Annotated in this window: 17 protein-coding genes and 2 tRNA genes; 8 read left to right on the top strand and 11 right to left on the bottom strand. The window is 59.6% G+C overall.

What is annotated here, in order from left to right; translation table 11 throughout:
- Positions 1–10 precede the first annotated feature (10 nt).
- Positions 11–307 carry a hypothetical protein gene (locus D2E22_RS09935; protein ID WP_126032922.1) on the top strand — a complete coding sequence of 99 codons (297 nt, stop codon included), beginning with the start codon at positions 11–13 and terminating at the stop codon, positions 305–307.
- A 100-nt stretch (positions 308–407) separates the two neighbouring features.
- Here the strand turns inward: D2E22_RS09935 and D2E22_RS09940 are convergent, their stop codons facing one another.
- The 11 genes from D2E22_RS09940 to D2E22_RS09985 all read right to left on the bottom strand — a co-directional run bounded on the left by D2E22_RS09940 (position 408) and on the right by D2E22_RS09985 (position 7,044).
- On the bottom strand, positions 408–1,250 hold the full coding sequence (locus D2E22_RS09940) for a tyrosine-type recombinase/integrase (protein ID WP_164518507.1): 843 nt from the start codon (positions 1,248–1,250) through the stop codon (positions 408–410).
- Positions 1,247–2,080, bottom strand: coding sequence for a hypothetical protein (locus D2E22_RS09945; protein WP_126032924.1), 834 nt, complete (start codon positions 2,078–2,080; stop codon positions 1,247–1,249). The genes D2E22_RS09940 and D2E22_RS09945 overlap by 4 nt, the downstream gene beginning before the upstream one ends.
- 189 nt (positions 2,081–2,269) lie before the next feature.
- Positions 2,270–2,551, bottom strand: a complete 282-nt coding sequence (locus tag D2E22_RS09950; protein ID WP_126032925.1) for a hypothetical protein — start codon at positions 2,549–2,551, stop codon at positions 2,270–2,272.
- Positions 2,548–2,940, bottom strand: coding sequence for a hypothetical protein (locus D2E22_RS09955; RefSeq protein ID WP_126032926.1), 393 nt, complete (start codon positions 2,938–2,940; stop codon positions 2,548–2,550). Before D2E22_RS09955 ends, D2E22_RS09950 begins: the two co-directional genes overlap by 4 nt.
- Before the next feature lie 131 nt (positions 2,941–3,071).
- The gene (locus tag D2E22_RS09960) at positions 3,072–3,524 is read right to left on the bottom strand and encodes a hypothetical protein (RefSeq protein ID WP_126032927.1); all 453 of its coding nucleotides are present in this window, start codon (positions 3,522–3,524) and stop codon (positions 3,072–3,074) included.
- Positions 3,525–3,601: 77 nt separating this feature from the next.
- Complete coding sequence (locus tag D2E22_RS09965) at positions 3,602–5,005, bottom strand: hypothetical protein (RefSeq protein WP_126032928.1); 1,404 nt, start codon at positions 5,003–5,005, stop codon at positions 3,602–3,604.
- Positions 5,006–5,099: 94 nt separating this feature from the next.
- Complete coding sequence (locus tag D2E22_RS09970; RefSeq protein WP_126032929.1) at positions 5,100–5,372, bottom strand: hypothetical protein; 273 nt, start codon at positions 5,370–5,372, stop codon at positions 5,100–5,102.
- Between the two features lie 178 nt (positions 5,373–5,550).
- Positions 5,551–5,844, bottom strand: coding sequence for a hypothetical protein (locus D2E22_RS09975; protein ID WP_126032930.1), 294 nt, complete (start codon positions 5,842–5,844; stop codon positions 5,551–5,553).
- Between the two features lie 86 nt (positions 5,845–5,930).
- The gene (locus tag D2E22_RS09980) at positions 5,931–6,224 is read right to left on the bottom strand and encodes a hypothetical protein (RefSeq protein WP_126032931.1); all 294 of its coding nucleotides are present in this window, start codon (positions 6,222–6,224) and stop codon (positions 5,931–5,933) included.
- 267 nt (positions 6,225–6,491) lie between these two features.
- Complete coding sequence (locus D2E22_RS10630) at positions 6,492–6,653, bottom strand: hypothetical protein (RefSeq protein ID WP_164518508.1); 162 nt, start codon at positions 6,651–6,653, stop codon at positions 6,492–6,494.
- A gap of 196 nt (positions 6,654–6,849) precedes the next feature.
- Positions 6,850–7,044 carry a helix-turn-helix domain-containing protein gene (locus tag D2E22_RS09985; protein WP_126032932.1) on the bottom strand — a complete coding sequence of 65 codons (195 nt, stop codon included), beginning with the start codon at positions 7,042–7,044 and terminating at the stop codon, positions 6,850–6,852.
- A 1,146-nt stretch (positions 7,045–8,190) separates the two neighbouring features.
- Between D2E22_RS09985 and D2E22_RS09990 the strand changes: the two genes are divergently transcribed.
- From D2E22_RS09990 to D2E22_RS10020, 7 genes are all read left to right on the top strand, one after another.
- Positions 8,191–8,264: transfer RNA gene (locus D2E22_RS09990), tRNA-Leu, on the top strand.
- A 111-nt stretch (positions 8,265–8,375) separates the two neighbouring features.
- Positions 8,376–8,461, top strand: a tRNA-Ser gene (locus tag D2E22_RS09995).
- An 8-nt stretch (positions 8,462–8,469) separates the two neighbouring features.
- The gene (locus D2E22_RS10000) at positions 8,470–8,817 is read left to right on the top strand and encodes an HNH endonuclease (protein WP_241218400.1); all 348 of its coding nucleotides are present in this window, start codon (positions 8,470–8,472) and stop codon (positions 8,815–8,817) included.
- 492 nt (positions 8,818–9,309) lie between these two features.
- The gene (locus tag D2E22_RS10005; RefSeq protein WP_126032933.1) at positions 9,310–9,735 is read left to right on the top strand and encodes a phage terminase small subunit; all 426 of its coding nucleotides are present in this window, start codon (positions 9,310–9,312) and stop codon (positions 9,733–9,735) included.
- A 20-nt stretch (positions 9,736–9,755) separates the two neighbouring features.
- Positions 9,756–11,654 carry a hypothetical protein gene (locus D2E22_RS10010; protein ID WP_126032934.1) on the top strand — a complete coding sequence of 633 codons (1,899 nt, stop codon included), beginning with the start codon at positions 9,756–9,758 and terminating at the stop codon, positions 11,652–11,654.
- 15 nt (positions 11,655–11,669) lie between these two features.
- A complete protein-coding gene (locus D2E22_RS10015) occupies positions 11,670–13,277 on the top strand; it encodes a phage portal protein (RefSeq protein WP_126032935.1) in 1,608 nt (535 codons plus the stop codon).
- Positions 13,278–13,281: 4 nt separating this feature from the next.
- The gene (locus tag D2E22_RS10020; RefSeq protein WP_126032936.1) at positions 13,282–14,343 is read left to right on the top strand and encodes a hypothetical protein; all 1,062 of its coding nucleotides are present in this window, start codon (positions 13,282–13,284) and stop codon (positions 14,341–14,343) included.
- Positions 14,344–14,372: the final 29 nt, after the last annotated feature.

Here is a 14,372-nt window from a genome sequence, read left to right on the forward strand (position 1 = left end):
GACGACGACCATGCACGACGAAAAGGACGACACCATCAACGACCGCGACGCCATCGAATGCGCCGACAGCGCCGCATTCATGCTTGAAGCCGCCGTAAACAACCTGCGCCGCATCAACGCGGACATCAACGCCGTCGGCAGCTCATTCGCAGTGAACGAAGCCATCGAGTACACGAAAGTCACCGCGCTCATAGGCATCGGCCACGCCCTCACCGCCATCGCCCAAGCACTCACCGAGGACGAGGACGGGCCGGACGTCGCCGACATGCTCACCAACAACATAATCACAGAACAATTCAACAACTAAAACATCATGCCAGTGTGGGGAAGCGTAGGCCGGCGCAAAACGGAGCCGGCCTACGCTTCCTCATTTAAAACGCGCGGAACGCGCACCGTACTTCGCCGGATCACCGTCCGAGCAGTCCGGCGACCGCGTCGCCGACACGCTGCGTCATGCCGCGCTGCGCCATGTCGTAGTAGTCGACCATCTGGCGCGTGCTCCAGCCGCCGGCGGCCATGATGTCCTGTTCCGGCATGCCCGCGTCCATCGCCAACGTGCAGAACGTGCGCCGCAACGAATGCGGCGTGATATCAGGACGGCCCACCAACGCGCCGGCCAAACGCACGACATTGCGCGCCGCGTCCGCGCGCAGCCGTCCGCCACGCCGGGCGCGGAACACCGGGCCGCCGCGCCGCCTGCCGACATGGACGGCCAACGCTTCAACGACCGCGTCGGCGACGCGCACCTCCTGCTCATAGCCGCCCTTGCGACGGTACCGCAGAGTCCCGTCGGCCCGGTTCCAATCCTCGACATCAAGACCAAGGGCCTCACTGAGCCTAGGCCCCGCCAACAACAGCAACGCGCACAGCGCATACTCCTGCCGGCCCAAACCATGCGCAGCATCCAAGAACATGCCCGCCTGCTCGCGCGTGAGGAAACTACCCGTCGACCTGCGATAAGAGCGTGGCAAGCGCACACCCATGCCAGGATCACGCTCCAACACGCCCTCCTCGGTGACGAACCGGTAGAAACGGAGCACCACGCCGACCCACTCACGCACCGTCGCCGCCGGATGATCGCGGCGCATCCACCGGCAATACGCCTCGATATGCGAACGATGCACGCGCAACGCGTCAATGTCGTTCAGATCGCACCAACGCAGCCACGCGCGCAACGCACTGCGATACTGCTTGTAGGTCTGCCCCGTGTAAGGCAGAAGATACGCGGACAGCAACCAGTCCAAGCTCATCGTCTCCATATGCGCACCGTCTCCTTCGCGACCAACGGCTTATCGGCTGGGCCCTTGACGAACGGCGGTATCCACTGGCGCCGACGCAACGAATGCTTCGGCCCATACGCCTGCATGCGCCAGAAGCCACGCACGATGAACCGATGACTGTAGCCACGCCGGGAACCATGGCCGCCTTCCGTGGACGGCCCGGTCTCGCGGTGTTCGCGCAGCACGACCATGCGCACATCACGAACCGCCCGATCCACAACGCGCGGCGGCAACGGTTCGACCGGCGCCGGCCTTGTCGGCTTGACCACATCGCATACTGTCGGTTCAGCGCTCAATGCCCACACCGCATCCAATATGTCGCCTATCGTGCCCAACGCGCCCTCGAGGAGCTCACCCAGCGAATGGTCCAGCACCGGCGCCAACGGCAACGGGCACCGCAACGCTTCACGCACATTCCTGTCGTCGGTGAACAACGCCACGCCAGTATGCCGCTTACGCTGCCTGTCGATCTGAATGACCCACTGCACGGCGACGACATGCACGTCGGGCCCGCCCGGCCCGCACTCGAAATCCACGCCGCCATCGAAGATCACGAAGCCGGTACTCGAAGGCGCCTCCACCTCCGGCGGCTTCTCACGCAATGCGGTATGCACCGCCAACGTGGTCATATCACGGCTGACGAACCACATAGGCGAGTGCCGAAGCGAGTCGCCGTTACTCCACGCCTCCTGCAACGCATCCTCATAATCCGGACTCGGACGCTTATACGCCCAGTCGGTCTGCGCTTCAAACCAGTCGGCAAGGCTATCGCGCAGATACGGCATCCATACCGGCGTCAATTTCGGCTTCGCCTTACGTCGTCTACTCATCTCAACCACACACCTTCCTGTGTGGTAGGATCGACCGTGCGGTCGAACCCACCGTTTGATCGCTGAACGAACCGTGAGGCCGCAAAACCACCAAGACTCGGCCCCACGGTTCCATCCCAATCCCCGGCATTGTCGCCCCGGGGCGGCCGCACGCCGAACTCAGCCGACACTCTCAGCACAGAAGCCGGAAGCCCAGCCGCGCGCAAGGCCCTTGAACGCCTCGGCAACGTCCATCAGATCATCCGTACGTTCGCCGATGAACGTGCGCACACGACGCCCGCCCGGCTCCACAGCGGCAACCGTCACACGGCCACCCACGATATTGATCTGAACAGAACGCACCGGCAGATCAAGAGCGCCATCACGAAACGCACCAATCTCGCCGACGATGTCAGTGTCAGCCGTGAACGCATGCACACACTGGTCCTTCATGACGCTCACGCCTCCTCGTCACCGAACGTAGCGCGGTCCACGCCGAACAGTTTCGTAAAATCGTCGTAGAACGTCGCCGCGATCTCGTCATCGGGCCACGTGTTTTCGTCCCTCGGAACGAACCCGTCACAAACCTCAACAACCAGCCCCACGACGTCCGCGCCGAAACGCTCCTCCAACGTCTTCAGCTCGGCCAGGAACTCGCTCCACGCCTCGGGATTCCAGCCGCCGTCAGCAACGTCGAAGTCGGTCGTGTTCACGAAACACGTCGCGATCTCGCCGTCAAAGCACAGCAGCGAGTTCACCATGCCCATGATTATCTGCCCATAACGGCCTTCCAGCGCGTCATCCAAGCTCAACGGCTCAATCTCGCGGCCGTTCACAATCATCTTTCCCATGAGTATCTTCTTTCAAGTAGCGCCGCCCTGATACGCTAGGACGGCTGACAGTTAGGACAATCAGCATCGAGCGGCAGCCCCGACAGCATGACGGCTGCCGCTCAGTTCATCTATGAGTAGGGGGGGGGAGGTCAATCGGCGCGATACCGGTCCGCCAGCTGCTTCAGCGCGTACGCCACAGTCAGCAGATTCGCATACGCCTCGATATCGGATTCGACCAAGCCGGTCACATGCCCGGCAACACTGTTGACGGCATCGTAGAAACCACGCACGCCGCGCGACTCATCCCACGACGTATGCGAGTTGCCCCACGATACCCACATGTCCTCCACGTCGATCGTGCCCAGCAGATTAGACGCGACAGCCGCCACGCGCAGATTCAACACATGAGCCGCAACGGCCTTCCCCGGCGTCGCCCTGAACGCGAACCCGAAATCGAAATCACGGCCGTCAACATACAGCGTGCCCACCATGTGGCCGCCATCCACCGGCCCAGACTTCCACGACACCGGGAACGACACCAACCCGGCCACGTCCCCGAACACCTCAATCACAGTGCTCTTCGCCCGTTCGATATCCATCACAATCACTTTCCTTCGCTTGTTTGGTTTGAGTTTGGAGTGTGCGGCCGCCGCCATGGCGGCCACACCACAGAGCGATGTCAGGCGGCCCGCTGGAGCCTCGCAACATGCGCGGCTATCTCAGCCTCGACAGCCTCGTCACGGCCGGAGTTCTCATACCGGTCACGGCGCAGCACCTGAATTTCGTCGCCATGCCGGAACACATAGGCCACCTTTTTCTTGCTCACAGTGCCGTCACGGCTTTCCACGACGCGACGGATAGCATGCACGGCACGATACGGCACATCCGGGAACACGTCCCGCACACGCGCAATCGTCGGGATCACAGCCTCGCTAACAGCAAGCACACGCGCGTCCTCATTAGTTTGCGGCGGCACCTCAGGAATCTCAACCGTATCCGCACTGCACTCAGCCGGCAGTTGCGGCGCCGACACCACAGCACGCGGCGCCGGGGTAGGCGCGACGTCGGCAGCGCGCACGCCGCGATACGCGACGCCGCTCGGCGTCATCCGCCAACCGCGCTCAACATCGGCCGGCGTCGTCATAGGTATCCAAGTGGTACGCATGCACTCAGACGGCTCATACGGCGCGGGGACCGGCGTGAGAGAAGCGCGCAACTCTGGAAGATGCTCATTCCAGTCTTTTGTGTCCTTGAACCCGCGCGGTGCCGGCAGCCAAGTTTCCTCGCGCTGGCCTTCCCACGCACACACCCATATAGCGAGCGGCTCGACGCCGACGTACCACAGACGATGACGGGATCCATTGTCACAGTAGTAGCCGGCAGCAAGCCCAATATGCTCGGGCGTAACCGGCTCATGCTCAGCTGTCGGCGTCTCAGCTGACACGGCTGAAATTCCAGCCGTATCAACCATCTCCACATCGACGACGCCATCATGCTCAACCTCAACCGGCTCAACAATGACGGTTTCAGCCTGGGCAACATCGTCAGTCGTGTCGGCGTCGTCGTCGGCGGCGTCATCCGCCGGCGTCTCAGCGAGCGGCGTCGGCCGCGTCCAGCGCGTGCTCTGCCAACTCGCCACGCGCTTGCAGTCACGGCACTCTGCCGGATACTCAAAACGCGCCGCCGTATCCAGATCGTTCGCGCGACGGCACGCCGCCTCACTACGCAACACGGCAGCAAGCGCCGACGCGAGGCCGTCAGCATCCGACGTGCGCGCCTCGATGTCCCGGTTACGCACGAGCTTGCGATTGCACAGACGCTCACGCGAGCCGGCATGCAACTGCACGTCATCAGAGAGATTGTACTTATTCCACGTCACTACGATTGCTCCGTACCCGTCGGCGTAGATTGTCGCGACATTCCCCGCCGACAGATCGAGACGGAGCGTCTGGAGTTCCGCGACGCAATCGGGCAGCGCCTCGCGAATGCCCTTCTTCTGCCCTGACACTGCACGGTTTTCGTCCGCGAGCACATAGGCCTCCAGCTGATTGTTATCGAGATTGTGATAGATACGCATACGCATGATAATTTCCTTCCGAGTGGCCCGCCGCATCCATGCGGCGGGATGATTGATTAAGTTTGTGGGGCTGCCGCGCCGTGGGACGCGGCAGCGAGTATTAGCGACGGTTGTATTTGAGCCAGAGCGCCCAATGGATGCGCACGCGGATATTGTGCGCAAGCGGCCACGTGCCGGCGGCAGCAATCGCGATGGCAGCCAGGATCGCCGCGCCATTATCGGAATCATCCGCAAGCGGCACAAGAGCAAACCACACGGCGACCGCAGCAGCAGCCCAAGAGCACAGAGCGAGACAGACGGCACGCGCAAGACCCATATACCTCATGCGCGCGGTATTGGTAGGACGTTCGGAAATTGTTTCAGTAACTCGCATGATTGCGGCTCCTTCCATGTGCCGACCCCCATGTGGTACGATGGAAAGGCCGGAAATCAGTGATGAGTTTTTTGGCACCATTCCCCTAGAGGTTGCCGCCTCTCGGGGAAATTACGTTGACTAGAAAACTAGTCGGTAGAAGGCTTTTTGTCGGCGATTGCCGGTAGATGAGTACACGTCAGTCGTCGGCCGGAGCCGGCGGCAGACCAGCACGCGCAAGGTCATCTGCCGAGGCTCCGTACTCAGCAAGGCGCGACGACAGCTCCTCATCGTATGCGCGCTGCATGCCGATGCCGTAGCCAGGGCAGATACCGACGACAGCGGTACTATCGTCGCGTGAAACAGCGACTGTGTACACGTCTTTCCCGTAGTGCTCACCATGGCCTACCGTGAAAAAGTAGGCGCCGACGCCGGCGAAATTGAATGCCGACGATTCCATGTCCTGATTAAGGACCGTCTTATAGATACGCATGATGGTTCTCCCTTACCTACGAAGTTTTGATCTTGGAAAGCGTGCTCGCCTCCATGGCGAGCACGCTAGAGCAGCCCCGTGTCGAGTCAGGCGGTCAGGTCGCGGCGAGCCATGATGTCGCCGAGGTCGATGCCTGCGGCGATGACATCGAGACCGTCGCGCTCGAGCGGCGTGCGCTCATTCCAACCGGGCATGTCCGCCCAATCCCATTCAGTGACCGAACCATCGTCGTGCAGCGAGGCCATGTAGCCGAGCTCAACGAGCTTGGCATCGAACTGATCGATGTAGTCGGCGACGATGGCGTCGATGTCGAAATCGTCGGCGAAGTCGCCGGCAAAGTCGCGGACCATGGTTTCGATGCTGGCGTTGAAGTACTGCATTTTAATCTCCCTTTGCTTGTATCGGCCCCCATGTGATACAATCAGAGAGCCGAAATCGGTTGATGGTTTTGGCTTCTATCCCCCGGGAAGGTGCAACTTCCCGGGGGATTTACATTACGCCCGAAGCTTGGGGTAATGAGCGAAGCATTTATGTGGCGGAAACGCCTGATATGTACAGCGTACCACGTGAGAGCGCGAACGCTTGCACACGGCGTGTCGCCTGAGTTTTGAGCGGCCACGCCGCCCGAAGGCGGCGCGGCCTGACACTTAGAGCATCACATTCAGCAGCGCGACGACCTTGCGCGCTGTGCTGACCTCGACGGCCACGCCGTCGATTGTCACCACGACCACATCACGCTCGACATGCTCGATATCGAGCGCGTGGCCGTTCACTTGCAGATGCCCCGAAATGGTGCTACCCTTGGTCATATAGTCCCTTTCAGGCACTAACAGCCCGAAAGTAATACCCCGAAGGAGGCAACCTTCGGGGTATTTTTCATACCCTTCGGGCCGCTCACCATCGCCACACCGTGCCACGTGTGGCTACACCACGCGGGGAGCGTGGCTAGCGCGCCAGTCCGGTTATGATCCGGTAGGGCTAAACCCGCTGGCGCATGGACGACTGCTAATCGTCCAACAGTTTGCGCAAGTCCTTGACTTTGAGAGCGTCCGCGAGTTTGAGCGCCTTGCCAAGCGTCATGTTGGTGATTGGCCTATCGCCGCGCTCGTAATCCGCGTAATTGCCCTGAGACATGCCCGCTTGCGAGGCGAGCTCTGTCTGAGTTAAGTGCCTTGCTGTACGTAGCTCACGTAATCCCATCTCGGTTCCTTTCGGTCGTTTCTATGGTATATCGCGTGGCTGCGGTGATGTTCGCGTTGTTCGCTACGGTATCGCGTCCGTCTGCGCTAGGGCTGGACTTACAGCCGTTCGCGTTGTCTTCAGTTATCCGCTTTACGCCGGGGTCCGATTGTATCCAGTGTCTCTATCGGTAGGTGCCCACGAGCGGGATGCTCGCTTTCGCCATGCTCAGAGGTTGGGTTTACGGTTTGACCGGCTGCGCTTCCGGGCCTTGCCCTAGCAGCTTGTTGGCGGTGGTCTTATGGCGTTCATTTCAGTGCTCCTTCCGTGGTTGGTAGCTCAATCATACATAACCGAATAATCGGATGTCAAGTAATGCTGTAAAACCGTTGGAAACGCTAGCGTTCATCGGCGTGTCGCGTAGTGCGTATCAGGCGTGTATATAGCCGTGTCAGGCGGTAGGTGTGACGCGGACGCGTTAGTGTGCACGCGCTGCACGGCTACAAGCGCGCGTCCGCACGTCACGCGCGTCCGCACGTATGCGCGTGTACGCATGCGCCCACGTCGCGCGCGCACGCGTATGTGCGTCCCGCGTGCGCATACTTGCGCGTATCGCGTATATACGTCGTGTCGAGCACCGGGGCAGGGGAGGGTGCCCCGTATAATATACAAATGGCCGCTTGTGGTTCTGGTTCTGACTGTGAATGCGTTCTGAGACTTTTTGGAAAAGCTGTAACACGTTTCTCGAATCCCAATCGGCAGTAGGGCTGAGGCTGCAACGCTCGCTGCAACGCCGGCTGCAACGTTTATTGCAACGCGCGCCGCAACGAAAAGTGTGATATGATGCCTATGGCATTAGCATGACGTTCGATCGAAGCACGTCAATCATTCCCACCACAAACACTATCTCGGGTTGGGTTCCTCACTATCTCTTGCGGGGAGGTGGCCGTCATGGGCGTTAACGATTCGGGTCCGACGCTCACGGTCAACTTCACCGACAAGGACTGTGATAATCCGTTCGGCAGTGTGGAGCTGCTGCTTCCGTTGAAGCGCGTCACTACGAGGTCGGGTGCTGTGTGCGTCATGGTTGATGCCGATGAAACGAAGCGGCGTCTGCGCGAGGCGGTGATCGCGTTCGCGCAGGCGTTCGATTCGGGTTCGTGTGATGCCCTTGTAGCCCAATTGGTAGAGGCAAACGACTCAAAATCGTTGTAGTGCGGGTTCGAGTCCCGCTGGGGGCACTGGCCCGACTGTTGAGAAGTTCTCCATAGTTCCCTTCTCTCTTCTCACGGTCGGGTTCTTATAATCAGGGGTGTTCTGTGTTTTCGGTTCTTCCTGGAACGCCCCGCTTCGGAACGGTGGCTGAGTGGTTTAAGGCGCGCGTTTTGAAAACGTGTGAACCTCATTGGTTCCGTAGGTTCGAATCCTACTCGTTCCGCTTGTGCTGTGTTAGGGGTGATGCGCATGCCGTGGTCTTCGTCCGATCGCAAGAAGCGGTTCAATAAGGGGTGGGCCAAGGTTCGGTTGAAGGTGTTGGAGCGTGACGGGTATCGCTGTCAGTGGCCGGTGACTGATGTGGACGGGTTTCCGGCGGGTATTTGTGGCCGTCCGGCGAATGAGGTCGATCATATGAATCAGAGCATGGTGCGTGATGATGACCGGTTGAGTCGTTTGTGGTCGTTGTGTCATGAGCATCATAATGTGAAGACGCAGGTGGAGAGTACGCGTGGTAAGCGTCGTGCTGCCGAGCGGAGGAGGGATGCGGCATTCTTTGATCATCCCGCGTTCAAGTGACGTGCTCGGTGGAGGGGTGCGCTCGTGCAGAGTGTGCTCGTGGTTTGTGTCGTCGTCATTATGACATGGTGCGTTATCACGGTCGTATTGTGAGGCCGGTGCAGAAGAAGAAGCTGTGCTTCATGTGTGGCACGTATTTTAATGTGGGTAGTCAGGCGAAGGATTTCTGTAGTACGGCTTGCCGTATGCGGTATATGCGTTTGAAGCGTAAAGGCAAGGCGCCTCGTCGTGGGTTGAACAAGGTGATTACTGCTGAGGATGTGTTCAAGCCTGAGCCTGTGGAGCCTGATCCGGTGACGTTGGTGTTTTCGAATGCGGATGTGTTGGCCGCGTCGGATGGCGTGTGCGTGGAGTGTTACGAGCGGATTGATGCTGGTGGTCCGTGCGCGTCGGGTTGGTTGTTGCCGTTGGAGGCTGGTGGGAAGCCGGTGTTGGAGAATCGTGTGCCGTTGCATGTTGCGTGCAAGGCTCGTTGGGAAGCGAGGAACGCGAATGGCAGGGCAAGGAAGGCGCGCATCGCGGGTAAACGGCGAGACGCTTAAATGGGATGGTTTGGTGCGCGGCCCTGAGATGCCGGCGTTGCGTCCTGATGGTAAGGAGTGGTTGGCGAACTCGATTGAGTATTACGAGGAGTTTCGTCGTAGTCCGCAGGCGTTGAAGATGGGCACTGATTTGGATTGGCAGTCGGTGTTGGATTTGGTGTTTTTGAAGGATTGTTTCTATCGGCGTCCGGGTGCGCAGATGGCTGCTGAGATTCGTGCGCGTGAGAACGCGTTTGGTATTACGCCGATGGCGCGTCATGCGTTGAAGTGGGATGCGCCCGATCCGAATCAGATGGCTGCTGGTGGTGGCGCTGTGGTGAATGATGTGAGTGCTGAACGTATGAGTGGGTTGCGTAATTCGATTCTGGGTGAGTAGGTGGTTGGGGGTGGTGTGTGGTGCATGACATCATCCCCAAGGTCACGTTGGAGCAGAAGCGCCGTAGCATGGGTTTCTTTGCTGTCTGGTGGATTGAGACGTTCTGTGTGGTTGGTTCTCCGCCTGCTGAGAATGAGCCGATGGTGTTCACGCCTGAGTATGCGGAGTTCATGGTCAACTGTTATGCGTTGGACAAGTCGGGTCGTCGTCTGTTCGACCGTGTGTTTCTGTCGCGGCCGAAGGGCAGTAACAAGAGCGGTTTGGCTGCGTTGATCGTGTTGTTCGAGTCGTTGGCTCCGTGTCGTTTCGATCATTGGGCCGAGGAGGGTGAGACGTATGAGTTTCTTGGCCGCACGTACCATTATGTGAAGGGTGAGCCGGTTGGCCGTTTGATTCAGGGGTCCCGTGTCGCGTTGGCGGCGAACAGTGAGGACCAGACCGGCAACGTGTATGACGTGGTCTACCACAATTGTATGCATGGCCCGTTGGCGCAGTTGCGTGGTGTCGGTTTGGATGTGGGGCAGACGCGCATCCTCATTCCCGAGGAGTGCGGTGGTGGTGAGATCAAACCTGCCACGAGTGGCGCCGCGTCCCGTGATGGTGGTTTGCAGACGTTCCTTGTGTTGGATGAATCCCATTTGTTTGTTGGGCGTGCGAAGAGCATGGCGTTGACGTTGCTGCGTAACCTTACGAAGCGTGGCGCTGACGAGCCGTGGTCGTTGCAGACGACGACGATGTACCAGCCTGGTTTGAACTCGTTGGCTGAGGACACGTACCGTACCGCATGGAGTGTTGCCGAGGGCAAGACGAAGCACGATCAGCGCACGTTGTTCGACCATCGTTATGCGGTGCTGCCGGTTGAGGAATTGGGTAACGAGAAGAAGCTCATGCACGCGTTGATGGAATCGCATGGGTCGGTCGCCAAGTCCGAGGACGGGTACGATCATCTCATGCTTCCTGATGGGCGGGTCACTCGCGTGAATCCGAAGACAGGCAAGGATGATGAAGGCTATTCGTTGGCGTCTCCCGGCATGGAGCCGGGCCCGTCGAAATATGGGTGGATGCCGTTGGAGCGTCCTAAGAATTATGTGCTCAATGCGGGGTCCGACCCGTCCGAGGCTATCCGCTTCTATTTGAACTCGTTGACGAGTGCCATGGATGCATGGCTTCCTGAGTCGCAGATTCAGAATCATCTTGTGGGTCGTGACTTGTATCGTACGGGTGACAAGCGGCAGATGATGGACGCATGGAAGAACGTGATTGGCAAGGACGAGCCGATCACGCTCGGGTTCGATGGGTCCATCAGTGATGATTCCACGGCTCTTGTGGGTTGCCGTGTGCGTGATGGTTTGCTGTTCCTTATCAAGCTGGAGTCGAAGCCTGATGATGCTCGTGCGGCTGAGTGGCGTGTGGATCGTGACGCGTTTGATGGCATGGTGCGGTTCATGATGGACCATTACAATGTGGTCGCGTTCTTCGCTGATGTGAATCCGTGGGAGAGCATGGTGGCGCAGTGGGAACTTGATTTCGATGATCGTCTCATGGTGGGGCCGCGTAACCGTAATAGCGGCAAGATTCGGTATTGGACGAATGCGTGGCAGCGTGACGTGTATCAGGCGTTGGTGACGATGGCTGCGAACTTCCAGTATGAGCTGGAGGATGTGCCGCGTCATGCCGAGCCAAGGTTGGAGTCGGTAGCCTTGTTGGCCGACCCGCGATTGGTGGCGCATTTCCGTAACGCGCGGCGTCGTGAACGCGCGTTTGGTTATCTCGTGTTCAAGGAGACGCCGAACAGTCCTGAGAAGATTGATGCGATGATGGCCGGCCTGCTCGCGTATACGGCGCGCAACCGGTATCTGACCGACGGCGTGAAGGCCGAGGAAGAATCGACGTTCTTCGTACCATTCCGTGTCTACTAAATGAGGGGAGGGCGTGTGGTTGATTTCGGAAGTCTGATAGCCGATGACAACGAGAGTTTGGATGCGTATTGGTTGACGGTGCTCGCTAAGAGGCTTGAGGCGCGTATCCCCAAGCTGTGCAAGCTGCGCACGTTCTATGACGGCGCCGAGTTTGTGCCGACGAATGCGATCCCGAGCGGTGTTGACCAGACGTCGTATGAGATTTATCGGCGTTTCCTTGAATTGGGTACGGTCAACTATGCGCGTGTGATCGCGGACAACGTGTCTACCCGTCAGAAGCCCATCGGTTTCCGGCAGGTGTCCGATCGTGCGGTGCGCAGCGTCGAGGCGGATACGGCATGGGCCGATAATCATATGGATTTGAAGGCCCGGCAGATGTTCCATGACGTGAGCATCTACGGTTCCGGCTATCTGTTGGTCACGCAGTTCGCGTATCCGCAGCGCATTAAGGTGCTTACCCCGTGGGAGACGTGGGTGGAAGATGAAGCCGAAGCGGCCGTGTGGTACACATACAGCGAGTTCGAGGGGCGTGAGTATCTGCAATTGTTCCGTTGCGAACGTGATGATAGCGGCGTTCTTAAGCGCGTTTACTCGCGCACGGCGTCTCGTGAGTCGGACCGGCGCACGTTGTTGGCCGAATCGGATACGGAGAACATTTACAAGGTGTGCAATGATCCGGAGACGAAGCTCAACACGCTTTCTTCGGATTTTCATTGGGATGACGGCACGGAGGAGTGTTCGTTTGGTCTGGCGTGCGGGGGCTTGCCGTTGGTTCGGCTTGGTTCCGGAACCGGCATGGGCGTGTACGAGCCGCATCTTCCGATGCTCGCCAGTTTGGACCAGGAGCGTTTTGACCGGTTCTGCATCCAGACGATGCAGGCGTTCCGGCAGCGGGCCATCAGGGGCATGAAACGCGCTGTGTATACGGAGAACGATATTCAGGTCGTCAACGGGCAGAAGAAGGCAGGCGATCCGGTTGACCTGAGCGACGCGTTCGCGATGGGTCCGGCGGCGTTGTGGCTGCTGCCTGAGGGTTGTGAGATTTGGGAGTCGCAGGTTACGGATATTCAGCAGTGGGTGACGGCGTCGTCCGCTGATGTGAAGCAGCTGGCTGCCGCCACCGGCACTCCGTTGGATGTGCTCAGCCCTGATGTGTCCGGCAGTGCCGAGGGTGCGCAGCTGAAGCGTGAGACGTTGGTGATGCGTGTCGAGGATTTGAACGCTAGGGCCAATGATGCGCTTGTGCGTGCGATGCGCATGGCGATGGTCGCTGCGGGCAATGAGAGCGCCGCGGCGGAGCGGTTCGAGACGGTGTGGGCGCCTATCGCGCCGAACTCCGAACTGTCCGAGGCGCAGACGGCGAGCTTCCTCAAGGATGTGCTGCCTCCGAAGACGATCATGCGCCAGTACCTGCATATGACGGAGACCGAGATTTCCGAGGCGATGCAGGACATGGCCGATAACACGTATCAGAACGCGTTCACGACCGCGTCGGCGGCTACGGACGCCGCAGCCCAGGCGTCGGAAAACACCGGAGGGTTCGTCCGTGTGGATGATTCCGAGGATGGTGTGAAGGCACTGGTCGATGTGGATGGTGATACCGGTGGCGACGTCGACGGCTGATCGTGTGTTGCAGGCGGTTGACACGTTCGCGCAGCAGCGTGCCGAGTTGATCCAAACATATGTTCGACAGGTGTGGAACGTGTGGAAGTCGTTGACGCCGGCTGATTGGTGGAACGACGCGGTCACGTTGGGCGCGGCCTCGCAAGCCGCTCGCTTCGAGATGGCGTTCCTTGAGACGGTCGGCCGTCTTGGCGTGAGCTATGCGGACGCGATGCTCGGCATGGCCGGTGTTTCCTCCGATGGCGCATACGACGTGTCGTATGTGGCGCCTCGGCAGGGGACGACGCCGCTTCGTGTGATGGAGCGTGTCGCGGACACGTACCGTGGTCTGGCGGTGCAGTCGCCTTCGCTGCGCCCTGATTCGTGGGATGCGCTTGAGGGTGCGGACCTGTCCACGGTGACGGGGTGGCTGCGCGCATCGTTGGATCGGCTTGAGGATATCGCGAACACGGATGCGCAGATGACCGCGCATCGGCTCGCGTTGGGTCGGTTCTCCTCGAAGGGTGTGACGCAGTACCGTCGCGTCATCCATCCCGAGCTGTCGAAGACCGGTACGTGCGGTTTGTGTGCGGTGGCGTCGACGCGCGTATACAGTACGCGTTCGCTGATGCCGTTGCATTCGAACTGCAAGTGTGGCGTCGCGCCGATCACGACCGTGAACGATGTCGGCAAGGACATCACCGAGAAGGATTTGGAACGCTACTACGAGTTGGCGGGCAGCACTAGCGCCGCCGATCTGAAGAACATCCGGCTTCAGGTGCAGACGAACGGCGAGCTCGGCCCCGTGTTGGCGGCCGATGCCCGCAAGGACGGACGCACGGTGAGCAACTGGACGCCGCCTGACCGCAAGACCACGCGGGAGCAGGCGAAACGCATCATCAGCAACTATCGCGCCTACGAGGACATGTACCGGGAACTGCTGGACGACGGCGCCGAAAGCGTCAAACGGACGGTGGACGGACGTACCCGCGTGTTCAAACGCACACGCAAGGCGACGATGGTGCAGTCAAGGAACTTTTACAGAACATATATCGAGGTCCTTCGCAACGAATGGCCTGACTTGTAAACAAGCTCATGTTCATTGCCTGAAAGGAA

It is taken from the genome of Bifidobacterium castoris (assembly GCF_003952025.1).
GTDB lineage: Bacteria > Actinomycetota > Actinomycetes > Actinomycetales > Bifidobacteriaceae > Bifidobacterium > Bifidobacterium castoris.

What these genes read in the sequence shown, in the direction of transcription:
- D2E22_RS09935 (WP_126032922.1), top strand. Translation starts at nt 11, where the DNA reads ATGCACGACGAAAAGGACGACACCATCAACGACCGCGACGCCATCGAA.
- D2E22_RS09940 (WP_164518507.1), bottom strand. Translation starts at nt 1,250, where the DNA reads ATGAGCTTGGACTGGTTGCTGTCCGCGTATCTTCTGCCTTACACGGGG.
- D2E22_RS09955 (WP_126032926.1), bottom strand. Translation starts at nt 2,940, where the DNA reads ATGGGAAAGATGATTGTGAACGGCCGCGAGATTGAGCCGTTGAGCTTG.
- D2E22_RS09965 (WP_126032928.1), bottom strand. Translation starts at nt 5,005, where the DNA reads ATGCGTATGCGTATCTATCACAATCTCGATAACAATCAGCTGGAGGCC.
- D2E22_RS09970 (WP_126032929.1), bottom strand. Translation starts at nt 5,372, where the DNA reads ATGCGAGTTACTGAAACAATTTCCGAACGTCCTACCAATACCGCGCGC.
- D2E22_RS09975 (WP_126032930.1), bottom strand. Translation starts at nt 5,844, where the DNA reads ATGCGTATCTATAAGACGGTCCTTAATCAGGACATGGAATCGTCGGCA.
- D2E22_RS09980 (WP_126032931.1), bottom strand. Translation starts at nt 6,224, where the DNA reads ATGCAGTACTTCAACGCCAGCATCGAAACCATGGTCCGCGACTTTGCC.
- D2E22_RS10630 (WP_164518508.1), bottom strand. Translation starts at nt 6,653, where the DNA reads ATGACCAAGGGTAGCACCATTTCGGGGCATCTGCAAGTGAACGGCCAC.
- D2E22_RS09985 (WP_126032932.1), bottom strand. Translation starts at nt 7,044, where the DNA reads ATGGGATTACGTGAGCTACGTACAGCAAGGCACTTAACTCAGACAGAG.
- D2E22_RS10005 (WP_126032933.1), top strand. Translation starts at nt 9,310, where the DNA reads ATGGCAGGGCAAGGAAGGCGCGCATCGCGGGTAAACGGCGAGACGCTT.